This is a genomic window from Luteimonas terrae, assembly GCF_004358165.1.
In the GTDB taxonomy this organism is placed as follows: Bacteria; Pseudomonadota; Gammaproteobacteria; order Xanthomonadales; family Xanthomonadaceae; genus Luteimonas; species Luteimonas terrae.
The window spans coordinates 171,503-186,327 of the sequence record NZ_SMTG01000005.1 but is presented as its reverse complement, the minus strand read 5'-3'; the positions used below and the strand labels follow the sequence as shown (position 1 = coordinate 186,327).

Genomic DNA, 14,825 nt, shown 5'->3' with positions numbered 1-14,825 from the left:
GGCTTCGGGTATCGCGGGAATCGACGCGGCGGTTACTTGCCGGCCACCACGCGCACCATCTCGAGGCACTTGTTGGAGTAGCCCCACTCGTTGTCGTACCAGCTGACCAGCTTGACGAAGGTCGGATCCAGCGCGATGCCGGCTTCGGCGTCGAACACGGAGGTGCAGGTCTCGCCGCGGAAGTCGGTCGCCACGACCTTGTCCTCGGTGTAGCCCAGCACGCCCTTCAGCGCGCCCTGGCTCTGGGCCTTCATCTCGGCGCAGATCTCCTCGTACGTGGCCGGCTTGTCGAGTTCGACGGTCAGGTCGACCACCGACACATCGGACGTCGGCACGCGGAAGCTCATGCCGGTCAGCTTCTTGTTGAGCTCGGGAATCACCACGCCCACGGCCTTGGCCGCGCCGGTCGATGAGGGAATGATGTTCTCAAGGATGCCGCGGCCGCCGCGCCAGTCCTTGTTGGACGGACCGTCGACGGTCTTCTGGGTGGCGGTCGCCGCGTGCACGGTGGTCATCAGGCCGCGCTTGATGCCCCACTTGTCGTGCATGACCTTGGCGATCGGCGCCAGGCAGTTGGTGGTGCACGAGGCGTTGGAGATGATCGCCTCGCCCTTGTAGGTCTTGTCGTTGACGCCGTAGACGAACATCGGCGTGTCGTCCTTCGACGGCGCCGACAGGATGACCTTCTTCGCACCGGCGTCGATGTGCTTCTGCGCGGTGTCCTTGGTCAGGAACAGGCCGGTCGACTCGATCACGACCTCGGCGCCCACCTCGTCCCACTTGAGGTTGGCCGGGTCGCGCTCCTGGGTCAGGCGGATCGACTTGCCATTGACGGTCAGGGTGTTGCCGTCGACCGAGACCTCGCCCTTGAAGCGGCCGTGCACCGAATCGTAGGACAGCATGTAGGCCAGGTAGTCGGGCTCGAGCAGGTCGTTGATCGCGACGATCTCGATGTCGTCCCCGAAGTTCTCGACTGCCGAACGCAGCACGTTGCGGCCGATGCGGCCGAAGCCATTGATGCCTACCTTGATCGCCATGGAACCGGACTCCTGCAGCCGCGCGCACGCGGCAAGAATGGATAAGGGACGTGGCCGCGCGGCGCGCCTGCACCGGTTGGACAGCGCTCCGCATTCTAGCAGTTGGGTGCGCTGCCGGTCCGAAGCGGCTTCAGAGCATCGCTCGATGATCGCGATCAGAGCTAGGGCGAAACACTTCTGGTCTCCACGCTGGACCCAGTGACACACCGCCCTAAGCTCGCAGGGCCGCGTGCAGCCGCTCCAACTAGCTATGCGCTGCTCTCAAGCCTTAGCTGCTGGAGAATTCACTATGAGTAGAACGTCTCGATGAAAATCATCTGCCGTTCGAGCACCCTGCGTACAAGATCTCGCAATCGCGCCCGCAAGCCTGCATAGCAGATTTGCGTGCTTGCCGGAGCGTGTCTTCCCTAGAGGCAACAGTTTCGTTATCAGATGTAGCGACAGCTGCGCACTGATTCGCGAAGGCAAGATTGATTGTGCAGTTAATCCCACCTCGCTCAGAGCACATCATCAGCGCAGCAGCACTGGCGTCTGCCTCAGTCTGATATCCGACGGCCCAACCGCTGAGTGCAGCCTCGTTCTCATCGGCTTCGCTGACAGAAAATGCTCCCCAAGAAAGACGCCTACGAGGCTGCTGCGTATCTCCAACGCCATGCGCTGGAAGAAAAACAGAGTTGTACTGCTGTGATCCAGGTTCTTGCGAATGCACAGCGCCTGCAGACAGAGCGATGATGGCGACGGCCAACCGAAACAGAAACCGCATATCAAACCCTCCTTAGCTTCGGTGCCAAGTTATCGCGTTTTCTGACCCGATCTCGTTGTTTCGGACGTCGTTCCACTTGTCTCATCTGGCAGAGTCTTCTGGCGGAAATCAGAGTCCTGACCAGAGCTGTTGCGACCAACACTACCAAAGCTCGAGTTCGCCACGAACTGCCCGAGCGTCCCGCTGAAGAACATCGCGGCCATCGGCGGCGCCATCACCATCAGCACCGACATCAGCAGGCCGATGCCACCCTGCTGCATAGCGGCCGCATTGAGGCCGCCCGAGGGCACGATGCCGGGAATGCCGAATCCGTCCTGCGTGATCAGGGTGTACTGCAGCAGGAGCGCCGCAGCGGTGATCGCGACCAGTTTCGTGGCGACCGACACCATGAAGGACAGGACCGCGAGGCTGAACATCGTGCCAAGTCCGTAGAGCAGCCATCGTTTGAAGAGTTCCTTGGTCTGGTCGAACATCAGGCACAGGATGAACAGCGGCCCGAAGCCGACGAAGAGCACCAGGGCGATCTTGTAGAGCAGCAGCATCGCGCCGCCGACGACCGAGGGGCCTGCGATGCCGATGCCCGTCAGGACCACCGTGCGGTTCTGGATGTCCTTGTTCTGCGGGTCGTCGTCGCCGATGCCGACCGTGTCGACCAGGGCGAAGATCAGGCCCATGATCTTGAGATTCTTGTCGATCGAGTCCTCGGGTTTCTCGTCGATGCCGGCGACGACGGTGTTGATCGATCGCGGCAGGCCGTCGGCGAGGAAGTTCGTCAGGTTCGTGCCTGCGAAGGACATCGCGGTGGCGGCCGAGACGATCAGGAACACGCGCAGGGAACCGACGACCAGCCCCATCATCGACTCGCGGCTGCGGCCGGTGACGATCATGAAACCCTGCATCAGCACCCAGAGTGTGCACAGCGTCAGGGCCATGCCGCTGACGAACCGGGTGCCGCGCGCGATCAGGCCGGACTGGAACGAGGCGATCTGCGAATTGAGAAACTCGAAGATCAGCGCGAAGAATGCCCACTGGGCGAAGCCGGCCAGACTGTCCATGTCGAACTCCCGGTGCGTTTACAGCGAAGTGGGCACGTCCACGCCACCCCTGCCCTTGAACACGTTGCGCGTCAGCGCGATCTGCGTCTGCCGGATGTGGGCCACGCGCGCCTCGTAGGCACGCATGTAGGTCTGGTAGCGGTCGCGGTCGTTGTCCATCAGCGCGGTCAGTGCCAGCAACTCGTTGGAATTGGACTGCAGGTCCGCATAGTCCTCGATCCCCAGCGCGCGGCGACGCTGCTCGATGGCTTCGAGCCTGGCGTGATGCTCGGCGGCCCGTTCGAACATGCGCATCGAGAACGTGTACTGGGCGAGTTCGGTCTGCACCAGTTCCCGGCACAGGATGCGTTGCCGCTCGCCCAGTGCGCTCAGCACGCCGGACGGGCACATCCGGCCGATGCTGAGCGGCGCGGCGGATGGCGACGTGGGGTCGAGCTTCGCGGTGCCTTCCGGCTCGGCCACCATCGCGACGGTCGCGCCGGTCGGTGTGTGGTCCACGCGCAGTCGCGTGTTGACCTTCTGCAGCTCGCCGACCACGGTGTTGCTGCTGTTACCGCCGATGCGTTCGCGGAGTTCCTGCACCTGACGATAGGTGTCGCGGTCATGGACCTGCCAGGCGGCTGCGGCGACGCCCGTCGCCAAAACGCCAGCCACGGCGATCGCGACGGCGAACCGTCGCCTCGCGCGCGGCCAGGCGACGCGGATACCGCAGGTTCTCTGCAGCCCGCTCGCGAAACCATAGGTGTTCGAAGGCTCGATGCGTTTCATGGGACACCTCCTGTGTCTGCGGGCACTGGCGCGTTCATCGGTCTTCCGCGACAACCTCGCGCGGTCGAGTATCGGACGTGCCCGGTCGTCCTGTTTCACGGTCGGCGCCTTTGCGTTGCGCCTGGAACGCGGGCAACCACTGTTCTGGCGCAAGGTCGCCGACATCGACACCTCTCGACGACGCCGCTTCGATCAGTACGCGGTGCATGACGTCGATGTTGTCGGTACTCGCCGAGATCACCGCGAGCGCGTCATCCATGCCGCGCAGGTTCAGCTGGCACACGGTGGACGCGTGGCCCTGCTTGACCAGGAAGCACCGCGAGCGCTCGTCGAGCGCACGCACGACCTCGAACTCGGCATCGGTCAGCTTCAGGCCGTCGACGTAGTCCTTGCGCGCGGCATTCGGGTTGGGGAGCAGGATCAGCGTCGCGGTCTGTTCGATCAGGGCGGCGGAGATGTCGCTGGACAGTGCATCTTCCGGACTCTGGGTTGCGAAGATGCCCAGGCCGTTCTGCTTGCGGATGGTCTTCTGCTTGTTGCGGGCGAAGTCCTTGAGCGCGCCGCCACCATCGAGAATCTTCCAGAACTCGTCCATCACGTAGATCAGCGGCCGGCCGTCGATCAGCGCTTCGAGCCGATGCAGCAGATAGTTGATCACCGGCACCCGCACTTCCGGGTTGTCGAGCAGATCGGTGTAGTCGAACCCGATGATGTGGGCGCGATCGAGATCGATCAGATCCATCGGATTGTCGAACACCCAGCCCAGCGCATGGCCGGCAGTCCACTTGCGCAGGCGCGCATACAGGCCGTCGTCGCCCATGTTGGGCAGGCTCTTCTGGAAGTTGCCCATCGAGCGCAACGGCGGTGGCATGTCGAGGATGCTCTCGACCGCCCGACGGATGTCCTCGTCCTCGCGCGCGGTGTACTGGGTCTTCCCGGCCAGCGTGCGTATGAGTCCGGCCAGAAACTGGACGTTGGCATCGGTCCGCGCGCACTGGAAGGGATTGAAGCCCGTGGGCGCCCCGTTCTCCAAGGCCAGGTAGGCACCACCGCAGGCACGCACGAAGATCTCGGCGCCGCGATCCTTGTCGAAGAAGAAGATCGTCGGGACGGGATCGAACTTCTGCACCTGGCTGAGCAGGAAGTTGATCAGCGCGGTCTTGCCGGTGCCCGACTTGCCGATGACCATGGTGTTGCCGATGGCCTTCTCGCCCAGCGAGTCCTCGGCCGGGTGAGTGGCATGGAAATTGAACCAGTAGGGCTGCCCATTGGTGGTCTGCAGGGCCGTGACCGCATCGCCCCAGGGGTTGCGCGCCGCCTTGCCGGTCGCGAAGTTGTGCAGCGGCGACAGGCCGAGGAAATTCAGTGAACTCAAGCTGGCCAGTCGTGTGCGGAATTTCCAGTTGCCCGGCAGCTGCGAATAGAACGACGCACTGACGGCCAGATCCTCCTTCACCGAGACGAAGCCGGCGTTCGAAAGCTCGGCGCGCGCGGTGGCGATCTGCTGCGCCAACGCCTGCTGGTCGGCGGCGTACAGGGCCATGATGAAGTGGTACTCGCCAAGCACGAAGTTGCCCGAGGCGATCTCGTCCATCGCATGGTCGAGCTCGACGATCTGGCTGACGGCCTTGTCGCCGGAGGAGATCATCATGCCCTTGGTCCGGTCGAGCACCTTGAGCGCGTCCTGCCGCCCCATCGGGCTGAAGGAATGGGTGATGACGTACTCGAAATCCAGGTACTTGAGCGTGTTGAGGATGCCCGGCCAGGTGGCGTCGGTGTATTCCTTGATGTTGAGGATCGCGCCGTAACGATGGTCCGCGCCGGGCGGGCTGACCACGAAGTCACCGCTGCGGGCCGAGAACGTGTGGCGGCTGACCGCCAGGTAGTCGCAGACCGGGGCACGCAGCACCGGCACCGGCTCGTCGATGCGATTGAGCAGATAGGCGAACAGTTCCAGCGTGCTGGAGAACACCACGCCGCTGGCGCCCTCGTACATGCCCAGCCGCACCGGGGCATAGTCCTTCAGCACCGCCTCCACGTTGCCCGCCAGCTCGTCGAGTTTGGCGACATGCTGGTCCTGCTCGGCCTGCAGGCGCGTCCGGTCGCTGGATCTCTCGACGAACTTGCGGCCGGTGACGACCGGTCGGAACAGCATCGTCAGATACAGCTCGTTCTGCATGATCTTCTGCGACGACAGCGCCGCGAAGTAGGCATCGGACAGGTCCTGGTTGAAGGCCTGCGCGAAGTCGCCCCGCATGCCGATGCGGCCGCGTCGGCGCACGTCGTGCACCCAGAACGCCACGTTGACGAAATCGGGAGCGCGCAGCGTCTGCAACAGGCGGTTGAAGCTGCCGTGGCGATGCTCGAGTTCCCAGGCCTCGCGTCCCACGAAGGGCAGACCCGCCAGTCGCCACGTCAGTAGATAGTCGCCGCCTGTGGTTTTGACCACGTGGGCCGAGACATGGGCCGAGAACGGCACGAACTCTGCGATCGAGGTGGCGGGCGCGCGCATGCTCAGCCGACCTCCGGTCCAGCGTGGAAGGTGGGACGGTAGGTATTGGGCGTGAACACCCAGACACCCTCTGCCTTGCGATCGACGTTGCGGGCGCGCAGCCGGAACGTCCAGCGCAGGCCCAGCAGGCGGAAGATCATTTCGTCGCGCCGGGCCATCTGCCGCATCACCATGACCACGACCGGCAGCAATGCCAGGAAGAACATGTCGATGTAGAAGGTGAGCAGCAGACACGCCCCGGCGCCGATCGCGAACGGCACGTAGGGCACGCCCATGAACATGGGCGGGCGCGTGCAGCCGCGGAAGAGCACGTCTTTACGCATAGGTCGACAGCTGCCCGGCGATGACGAGTGCGGTGGATGTCACATCGGTCGGCAGCAGCATCTTCGCGATCTGTGCCGCGGCGCCGATCAGGAAGCCGCCGATCAGGACCGGTGCGACATCGCCGATGCGCTTGTGATTGAAGGCGATCTGGTAGCCCGCGAAAATGATCGCGATGGTGACCACGGCAATCGACGCGACATTCAGCAGCGCATTGATGTTGCCGAAGAAACTCTGGACGCGGGTGGTCGCGCCCGCGACGTCCTGCGCCAGGGCGATCCCGGGCACGAGCGCCAGCATCGCGGTCGTGGCGACCGGACGTTGCAGGGGGCCCAAGATCCGGTGGACGGACTTGCGAATGTTCGATTGCATCGTGTGTCTCCTCTGGTGATCGGTACGGGCGGCCGTGCTGCGCGCGAAGGAAGTTCAGAACACGAAGGCCGTATCGCGCGCCGGGCGTTGCCCGGTCTGCGAACTCTCGGCCGCGGGAGCGGCAGCGGGCGCAGGGCGCGCGCCGGTCAGCTGCACCGTGACCGGTGCGTCATCCGTGGAGGGACCGGACTCGGGAGTCGCCGCCAGGCGCTCGAGTTCGGCGGCCGGCGCGGGCGCCTGCGGTGCAGCGCCCGTTGGTGGCTGCACGGCTGCAGCTTCCTGGACACGCCGTGTCACGCGTGACGGCAGGGCCGGCGTGCGCTGCGTCACCGACGCCGCCGGTGTACGCCGGATCACCGGAATCGCGGACGCCGACGCCGCGCCCTGCCAGGACGCCAGCACCTTCTGTACATAACCGTGCCGGAACCCGGTGGTGAAGTTGCCCGAGTAGTAGCAGCTGAAGGCCTTGCCCCAATCGCCGTTCGCCCGGCGATGGCAGTCGGCGAGAATGCGCGCGCCGGCACGCAGGTTCGGACAGACGTCGAACGCCTGCTCGTGGGTCTGCAGGCCCTGTCTGGCGAAGTTGTGCCGATTGACCTGCGCCAGACCCAGCGAGAAGTTGTATCCCTCGCGCTCAAGCATGCGACTGGTCGACAGGGCTTCCTCCAGCGTTCGGGGCTGGCGCGCCAGTCGTCCGCCGACCACGCCGATCGCGAACGGATTCCATGACGACTCGACCCCCACGACGTGATGCATCACCTCTGCCGGCACGGCGAGATCGGTGCAGCCCATCAGCTCCATGCCCGGCAGCATCAGATCTTCTCCAATGCGGGGCGGCACAGTTGCGCAGATGTGACGTGCGTCAGACTCATGCCGCCAGCCCCCGCTCCGGATCGAAGTCGATACCGGTGATGAACCGGCGGCCCGCATGCGCCTTGATGTGGACCACGATCTCGATCGTCATCCGCAGCAGGCGCTTGATCACATCGAATTCGAGGCCCGCGCCCTCGCTGGATGCCTTGACCATCAGGGCCAGCTGGTCCCAGGTCTGGGCGGTGCTGCCGGCATGGCAGCTGGTGATCGACCCCGGATGGCCCGACGCGCAGTTGCGGATGAAGTAGAAGGACTCGTCGCCACGCAGCTCGGCCAGGATGATCCGGTCCGGCTTCATACGCAGACAGGCTTCCATGCAGCTCTTGGCTGTGACGTTGCCGGTGCCCTGCCCACCCTTGGAATACAGCAGATGCACGATGTTCGGCTGGGCGAGGAACAGTTCGCGCGCGTCCTCGATCGTGACCAGCCGTTCCTGGTCCGGAATGTGATCGACCAGCGATTTCATGAAGGTGGTCTTGCCGCTGCCGGTCGCGCCGGACACCACGATGTTCTTGCGATAGCGCACGGCCTTGCGGAAGAACTGCGCATAATCGCGCGCACGGCGCAACGCAAGCAGTTCGAGATCATGATCGGCGATCGCCGTCGCCTGTTCGGGAATGTCGGCGAAGAAGCCGTCGCGCTCGTAATCGTCGAGCGTGCGCGCGGCGTGCGATGGCAGCCGGATCGTGATCGACACCCGCCCGGCGTCGCAGGCCGGCGGAATCACGAACTGCGCACGCTGTCCGGTCGGAAACGTCAGCGACACCATCGGGTCGGCGTCGGTGATGCGCTGTCCGGTGTTGCTCTCGTTGACGATCGATGTGCAGAACTGGCGCGCGCGTTCGAAGGTCAGCGACGGCACCTCCTCACGACGCCAACCCGCACGCGTTTCCAGATACAGCTCGCCGGGGCGGTTGATGCAGATTTCTGTGACGTCCGGCGACTGCATGTGCGCCTCGATTCCCAGTACCGTGTACTGGTAGTCGAGGAACCGGTTCGACAGGTTGGCGACGGTGGCAGCGGGCAGGTCCATGTCCGGCCTCAGCGCACGACCGCGGAGAAATCGACGTCGCGTGCGACGTAGACGTTGACCAGCGCGCCCTGGTTGATCGTGACCGTCGGTGGCCGCGCCATGTTGCGCTCCAGCGCCATGTTGGCCATCCGCTCCAGCGTGCGTGCGGTGTTGCTTTCGTAAGGGCTCTGCACCACGAATCCGTTGCCGATCGAATTCTGCTGGGGTCCGTGCTCGGCGCCGGCGTACTTGAACGCATCGCTGAGCACGCTGATCAGCAAGGCCGATGCGATGCGCTGGCCCCAGTGCGCGCTGTAGTGACCGGGATTGCCGGCCGCGCCGAGGTTGTCGACACCGGGGCTGCGCATGTTGACGTCGAGGCCGGTCGGCGTGGTGATGCGGTCCCAGACGATCGCCGCGCGGTCGCCGATGACGCTGTCGGCGTTGTAGTAGCCCATGACCTTCGAGCCGCGCGGCAGCAGCAGGCGCCGGCCGTTCACCGAGTACACCGGCTCGGTGACGATGCAGGAGGTGTAGCCGGGGAAGTCGCTGATGACGCGCGACTGCAGCACGCAGCGGATGTAGGTGCCGCGCAGCAGCAGGGTGTCGGGCGCGTAGAGCGGACGCGCACTGGTCGGACCATCGGCGGGCGCCTGGGTGACCGACGGCGTCGTGGCGGAAGCCCCCATCCCGGGCACGCCCGGCATGCCGCCGCCATGAAGTTCCGGGGTGCCTGCCATCGCAGCGCCTCCGGCATCCTGCATGCGCCGCTCGAGGAGCGAGGGCAACGGCGTGCCGGAGAACATGCCGCTGCCCGGCATCGCCTCCATCAGGCCGCCGGATGCCGCGGGCGGACGCGGGTCGTCGATCACCGGCAGCGGTGGCAGCTCCGGTTCCAACGCGACCGGCCGTGGCACCGGCAACTCCGGCAGGTCGCGTGGCGCGGCCGGGATCACCACCTGTTCCGGTGTCGGTGTCCGGACCTGTTCGGGTTGTACGCCCGAACCGCCAGCGAAGACCCAGAACGCGAGTCCGCCGAGCAGCAGCACGATGCCGGCCAGAAACACGAGCGCACGCCGGTTGAGGCGCTGGACCTCCGATGCACGCAGGACCGGTGCATCGGCGTCCAGATCCAGCGGCTGCACGCCTGCGCGCGCCTCGTAGGGATTGCCGGCCCCGGCGGCCGGGCGATCCGGTTCATTCGGATGTCCGCTCACGGCTCGGCACTCCTGCGCAGACCGACCACGTGCGCGCCATGGCGCACGACCAGGAAGGGATAGGTGCCGTGGACGACGATCACGTCGTCTTCGACCGTCGAATTGACCACGAACTCGTCGCCGTCCTCGTTGTCGCGTGCGAACACGGCCGGAAAATTGCCGCTGGGAAACCGGCCGCGGTCGCCCATGCGGATGTAGGTGAAGCGGCGGTCGTCATAGACGGTCGACGGCACCAGCCAGTGCGGCGTGCGCCGGTGCTGGGTGTAGTCGTACCGGAAGTGGTAGTGCCGGCCGGGATCCACCGCGGTACTGAGTTCCGCAGGCGTTTCCGGCGCGCTTGCGGCGTCGGCCGCGAATCGCGTGTCGGCCGGATAGCCGAAGCGGATCTTGTACTGCACGCCCGCCGCGCGTGCCTGGTCGAGCGAGCGCCAGTCCGTGGCCACGACTTTCAGCTCGAAGATGTAGGCGTGCGCAGCGGTTCGCACCAGCAGGTTGGTATCGACGTCCACGTTGCGCGGCTTGACGTAGAACACGTTGTCGCGACGACTGATCTCCCAGCCGCCGCTGAAGCCGCTGCTGTAGTCGAGGATGTCCTCGTGCTGGCTGAGTTCGATCTGGGTCGTGATGCCGAGGCCGGCGCGGACCTGGTAGATGGCGTCAGGCTGATAGGCGTAGGTCTCCACGGTCTGCGCCGAGGCGGGCGCTGGTCCGGCGGACCACGCGAATGCGAGCAGAACCGCGGTCCATGGCGTCGAGAGCGATCGATTCATGGGAGAACTCCTGCCGGCGCAGCGCCCGATCCATCCATCGGCGCTTCGTCGAATGCCTCGGGCATCGCGGGCGGAGGCGTAGGCGCGTGCGACGTGTCACGAGGCGCGGGAAACTCCCGCTCCGGCGGACTCGCGGCCGCGAAGTCATGGTCGACGCGATAGTTCGAGACGCGGAACCCCAGCGGGTTGATCAGGCGGTCTTCGTCATTGAGCCGCAACTCGGCGTGGTAGCCGAACTCCAGCGTCGCGATTTTCGCGTCCAGCGGCTCGGCGCGCCCATTGGACTTGTCGTAGAGACTGCGCTGGAAGCGCACCGTGGCGCCCGTAGGGCGCTGCCCCTCGCCGCCGCCGATCAGCACGATGCTCAGGATCCGCACGCGCACCGAGCGCGCACTGCCATACAGCCGGAACGGCCGCTCGGGATTGTGTTCGGCATGCAGGCCGATGTATGCCGGCGCCACCGCCGGGCCCGCCATCGACAACGTGGTCCGCCAGTTGCGCTGACCGATGAGCCCCGAATCGTAGGACTCGCGCGCTAGGACGAACTGGGCGACGTTGCTCTTGTTGATCGCCTCTTCCATCGTCACGTCCCGCTCGTTGAAGTTGCCGGTCAGTCGCGCCACGTTCGCCGTGCCGGTGTAGGGGTCGGCCATCACGAGATAGGGCACACGCTCTTTCAGCGGCAGGAACAGCACGTAACCACCGGCGAGCAGCAGCGACATCGCCACCGCGCAGGCGGCGATGCGCCAGGCCCGGCGCTCGCTGCGTCGCATCTGGTCGACCACGGTCAACTCGAAACTGACGCCCTGTACGATGGCGCGTTCGATCGCCGGCGAGTCGGTCTGCTGGACGGACATGGCGGCGCTCAATCGGAGATGCCGTCGGTTGCTGCCCCCGCAACCGCGCTGACCACCAGCCCGCCGCGTTCTGCGGAGACCCGCACGCCCTGCGCTGCATACGCGATGGACAGGGCCTGCGCGGCCTGCTCAAGACTCGTCGTCCGCAGCTGCGCCACCGGCGCATGCAGCGTGTAGTCGTTCGCATGCCGGTAGGACAGCCCGACGCCGGCATCGGCAGACCAGCGCGTGAGCAGCGCCTTGAGGGTCGGGTCGGACGGAAATGCCTGGAACACGTAGGCGCGCTGCAGCGGGATCGCCTGCGGCGATTCGGCGAACTGGTGGATCGGTCGCCACTTGCCGCGGGGCTCGGCGGCCTGCGGTGTGGCGCATCCGGACATCACGAGCACGCAGATCCCGGCGCAGCTGACGGACATCCATTTCGCAATGCATCTGACGATCACGGCAACCCATCCCCGATGTGCGCACACCCGTCTGCGTTCTGCAGCTCAACCACGATCGAGCGTGCGCGTCCCCTGAAGGTTCCGGCTGCGCCACTGGCGTCCCGGAGCGATGACGGCCCGAACCTAATCGAGGCCGGAAATCAGCGTCAACGCTGCGCCGTTGCGTCTTCGGACAATCGGCAGGCCGTCGCGCAGCGCATTCTGCGTCTCGTGGAAAAGCGTGTATTCCCCTGCTTTTTCAGCCCGTTCCACGCATCCCGCCCCTCGGAACGCCAGGGCGCTCTCGCCGCTTCGCCGACATCCGGTGACACGATCTCCGCACTCCGGCGCGTGATTCCCTGACCTGTCGCATCGGAGAAATCACGCCGGAATCTGCAGCCTCAACCCGCATCCTCGTCAACACACAGACGTGGGATTGCGAACGCCATGGATCGGGAGCAGATGGACGAGTTCGTCGCGAATGCGGCGCTGCTGGCGGCGCATCTGACGCGTCAGTGCGAGCAGGCCGCCGATGACCAGCGCGACGCTGCCGGCGCGCTGCAGACGGCCGCAGCGCACGTGACCGAGCACATCGCAGCCGGACGCGATGCACTGCTGCAGGCGACGACATTAGCGGTGCGCGATGCGCTGACCGGCGAGTTCGACGCGACGACGGCCCGTGCCGAGGTCGTCGCGGGTCGGCTCGAGCATCTGCTTGCGCGACTGGACCATGCGCAGACCGGCCTCGGCGCGCACGCGCGTCTGCTCGGCGGTGGCGCCCTGCTCGCACTGGCGCTGGGTGCGGTAGCGGTCGTGGGCGCGACCGGATATCTCGCACGTCTGAATCTCGAGCGCGCCGAAATGGCGGGCGTGCGTGCCGAGGTCCTGGAGGCATTGCAGCAGGTCGCGATCACGGCCTGCGACGGCCGTCCCTGCATCAAGCTCGAAGACGGCCTCACGCGGTGGACCGGCAACGAGGATTACGTCCTCGTCGACACCCGGCGTGGCCAGCCGTGAGCGCGCGGCCGGGCGGTTGTCGAGATGCGGATGGAGCCCGCCATGTCGACTGAGCGCCTGATCGCGGCAGGAGCCGTCACGGTCGCGGCCGTGATCGCCGCGCTGTACCTCGCCGGCTATCTTGTCCTCATGCTGCTGGGCCTCGAGACATCGGCGCTCGGGCCCGGTACGTGGATCGACTATGCGCGCGTGGTGGCGCATCCGCAGGTCGCGCCGTTTGCCTGGCGGATCTGGACCGCCGGCGGCATCGCCTTCGGACTGGTGCTGCTGGTGTGGCTGGCGCTGCTGGTGATGCTGTTCAAGCTGCGCAGCCACCGCAACCTCCACGGCCGTGCGCATTTCGCCGGTCTGCTGGATCTCGCCCGCGCCGGTCTGCTGCGTCGCGGGGCCGACGGCATTGTCGTCGGCCGGCACCGCGGACGCCTGCTGCGGCTGCCGGGCCAGCAGTTCGTGGTGCTCGCCGCGCCGACGCGCTCGGGCAAGGGCGTGGGCGTGGTGATTCCGAACCTGCTCGACTATCGCGAATCCGCCGTGGTGCTTGACATCAAGCAGGAGAACTTCGATCTCACGTCCGGCTGGCGTGCGTCGATCGGCCACCAGATCCATCTGTTCAATCCCTTCGCGCAGGACAGGCGCACGCATCGTTGGAACCCACTGACCTACGTGTCCGCCGACCCCGCGTTCCGGGTCTCCGACCTGCAGGCGATCGCCGCGATGCTGTATCCGGACGGCGACGACAAGGATCGCTTCTGGGTCGGTCAGGCGCGCAACGCGTTTCTCGCCTTCGCGCTGTACCTGTTCGAACTCGCCGATGCTCGCCCCGCCAGCGCGCGTCCGACACTCGGCGCGGTGTTGCGGCTGGCGTCCGGGAACGGCGCCGATCTCAAGCAGCATCTGCAGGCGCTCGCCGCGGCCCCGTTCCTCGGTGCACAGGCGAGAACCGCGTTCTCGGGGCTGTTGTCGCAGGCCGATGTCACCTTCGCATCGATCATCGGCACGTTCCGCGAGCCGCTCAATCCCTGGCTCAATCCGGTGCTCGATGCCGCGACCAGCGCCGACGACTTCGACCTGCGCGACGTCCGCCGCAAGCGGATGACGATCTACGTCGGCATCCAGCCGGACAAACTCGCCGAAAGCCGGCTGATCGTGAACCTGTTCTTCAGCCAGCTGATCAACGTCAATACCCGCGTACTGCCGCAGAACGATCCGTCGCTGCGCCACCAGTGCCTGCTGCTGATGGACGAGTTCACCGCGATCGGCCGCGTCGACATCATCGCCCGCTCGGTCGCCTACATGGCCGGCTACAACCTGCGCCTGCTGCCGATCGTGCAGTCGATGGCGCAACTCGATGCGGTCTACGGCAAGGAGCTCTCGCGCACCATCCTGACCAACCATGCGCTGCAGATCGTCTACGCGCCCCGTGAACAGCAGGATGCGAACGACTATTCCGAGATGCTCGGCTTCACCACCGTGCGCCGGCGGGCCCGCACGCGGTCGCACGGACGCGGCCATGGCGTGTCGGACAACGAGGTGCTGGAGAAGCGTGCGCTGATGCTGCCGCAGGAACTCAAGGCGATGGGGCCGAAACGCCAGATCATTCTGTACGAGGGCATGGCCTGGCCCGCGCTTTGCCGGAAGATCCGCTATTACGAAGACCGTCATTTCACGCGCCGGTTGCTGCCGCGGGTCGAGGTCGCGCCGCTGTCGCTCGATGCGGACGCAGCGGCCGGCCCGGCGCCTGCAGCGCGCTCGACGCGGACGGAGCGACCGCTGGCCGTCAGATCCGAAGTCGAGCGCGCGCCCGGCTAGATGCTGCGCCGGGCAGTCCT

Annotated in this window: 14 protein-coding genes and 1 pseudogene; 2 read left to right on the top strand and 13 right to left on the bottom strand. The window is 65.9% G+C overall.

The genetic code is table 11. The annotated features are described in order from the left end of the window. Nucleotides 1-32: 32 nt before the first annotated feature. From gap to E2F49_RS12790, 13 genes are all read right to left on the bottom strand, one after another. A complete protein-coding gene (gene gap, locus E2F49_RS12850) occupies nucleotides 33-1,037 on the bottom strand; it encodes a type I glyceraldehyde-3-phosphate dehydrogenase (RefSeq protein WP_133394257.1) in 1,005 nt (334 codons plus the stop codon). Nucleotides 1,038-1,350: 313 nt separating this feature from the next. Beyond that, entirely contained in the window at nucleotides 1,351-1,800 is a 450-nt protein-coding gene (locus tag E2F49_RS16820; protein WP_133394256.1) for a DUF4189 domain-containing protein, read from the bottom strand. Between the two features lie 29 nt (nucleotides 1,801-1,829). Beyond that, nucleotides 1,830-2,855, bottom strand: coding sequence for a TrbL/VirB6 family protein (locus tag E2F49_RS12840; protein WP_133394255.1), 1,026 nt, complete (start codon nucleotides 2,853-2,855; stop codon nucleotides 1,830-1,832). Nucleotides 2,856-2,873: 18 nt separating this feature from the next. After that, nucleotides 2,874-3,623, bottom strand: a complete 750-nt coding sequence (locus E2F49_RS12835) for a hypothetical protein (RefSeq protein WP_133394254.1) — start codon at nucleotides 3,621-3,623, stop codon at nucleotides 2,874-2,876. 34 nt (nucleotides 3,624-3,657) lie between these two features. Then, nucleotides 3,658-6,135, bottom strand: coding sequence for a VirB4 family type IV secretion/conjugal transfer ATPase (locus tag E2F49_RS12830; protein ID WP_133394253.1), 2,478 nt, complete (start codon nucleotides 6,133-6,135; stop codon nucleotides 3,658-3,660). A 2-nt stretch (nucleotides 6,136-6,137) separates the two neighbouring features. After that, nucleotides 6,138-6,458, bottom strand: a complete 321-nt coding sequence (locus E2F49_RS12825; protein ID WP_133394252.1) for a VirB3 family type IV secretion system protein — start codon at nucleotides 6,456-6,458, stop codon at nucleotides 6,138-6,140. Next, on the bottom strand, nucleotides 6,451-6,828 hold the full coding sequence (locus E2F49_RS12820; protein WP_133394251.1) for a TrbC/VirB2 family protein: 378 nt from the start codon (nucleotides 6,826-6,828) through the stop codon (nucleotides 6,451-6,453). Before E2F49_RS12820 ends, E2F49_RS12825 begins: the two co-directional genes overlap by 8 nt. A gap of 54 nt (nucleotides 6,829-6,882) precedes the next feature. Continuing rightward, nucleotides 6,883-7,641 carry a lytic transglycosylase domain-containing protein gene (locus tag E2F49_RS12815; protein WP_133394250.1) on the bottom strand — a complete coding sequence of 253 codons (759 nt, stop codon included), beginning with the start codon at nucleotides 7,639-7,641 and terminating at the stop codon, nucleotides 6,883-6,885. A 55-nt stretch (nucleotides 7,642-7,696) separates the two neighbouring features. Then, nucleotides 7,697-8,734: a P-type DNA transfer ATPase VirB11 gene (gene virB11 / locus E2F49_RS12810; protein WP_133394249.1), complete on the bottom strand. Its 1,038-nt coding sequence runs from the start codon at nucleotides 8,732-8,734 to the stop codon at nucleotides 7,697-7,699. Nucleotides 8,735-8,742: 8 nt separating this feature from the next. Further along, nucleotides 8,743-9,930, bottom strand: a complete 1,188-nt coding sequence (locus E2F49_RS12805; protein ID WP_243713596.1) for a TrbI/VirB10 family protein — start codon at nucleotides 9,928-9,930, stop codon at nucleotides 8,743-8,745. Continuing rightward, complete coding sequence (locus tag E2F49_RS12800; RefSeq protein WP_133394248.1) at nucleotides 9,927-10,700, bottom strand: TrbG/VirB9 family P-type conjugative transfer protein; 774 nt, start codon at nucleotides 10,698-10,700, stop codon at nucleotides 9,927-9,929. The genes E2F49_RS12805 and E2F49_RS12800 overlap by 4 nt, the downstream gene beginning before the upstream one ends. Next, the gene (locus E2F49_RS12795; protein ID WP_133394247.1) at nucleotides 10,697-11,557 is read right to left on the bottom strand and encodes a VirB8 family type IV secretion system protein; all 861 of its coding nucleotides are present in this window, start codon (nucleotides 11,555-11,557) and stop codon (nucleotides 10,697-10,699) included. Before E2F49_RS12795 ends, E2F49_RS12800 begins: the two co-directional genes overlap by 4 nt. Nucleotides 11,558-11,565: 8 nt before the next feature. Continuing rightward, complete coding sequence (locus E2F49_RS12790) at nucleotides 11,566-11,937, bottom strand: hypothetical protein (RefSeq protein WP_208004898.1); 372 nt, start codon at nucleotides 11,935-11,937, stop codon at nucleotides 11,566-11,568. Nucleotides 11,938-12,441: 504 nt separating this feature from the next. On the opposite strand from E2F49_RS12790, the gene E2F49_RS12785 reads away from it, so the two are divergent. Together E2F49_RS12785 and E2F49_RS12780 are read left to right on the top strand one after the other, a co-directional pair. Further along, nucleotides 12,442-12,996 (top strand): hypothetical protein, encoded by a 555-nt coding sequence (locus tag E2F49_RS12785; RefSeq protein ID WP_133394246.1) that lies wholly within the window; start codon nucleotides 12,442-12,444, stop codon nucleotides 12,994-12,996. 42 nt (nucleotides 12,997-13,038) lie between these two features. Next, nucleotides 13,039-14,706: pseudogene (locus tag E2F49_RS12780) on the top strand (type IV secretory system conjugative DNA transfer family protein); the annotation flags it as partial. Nucleotides 14,707-14,825: the final 119 nt, after the last annotated feature.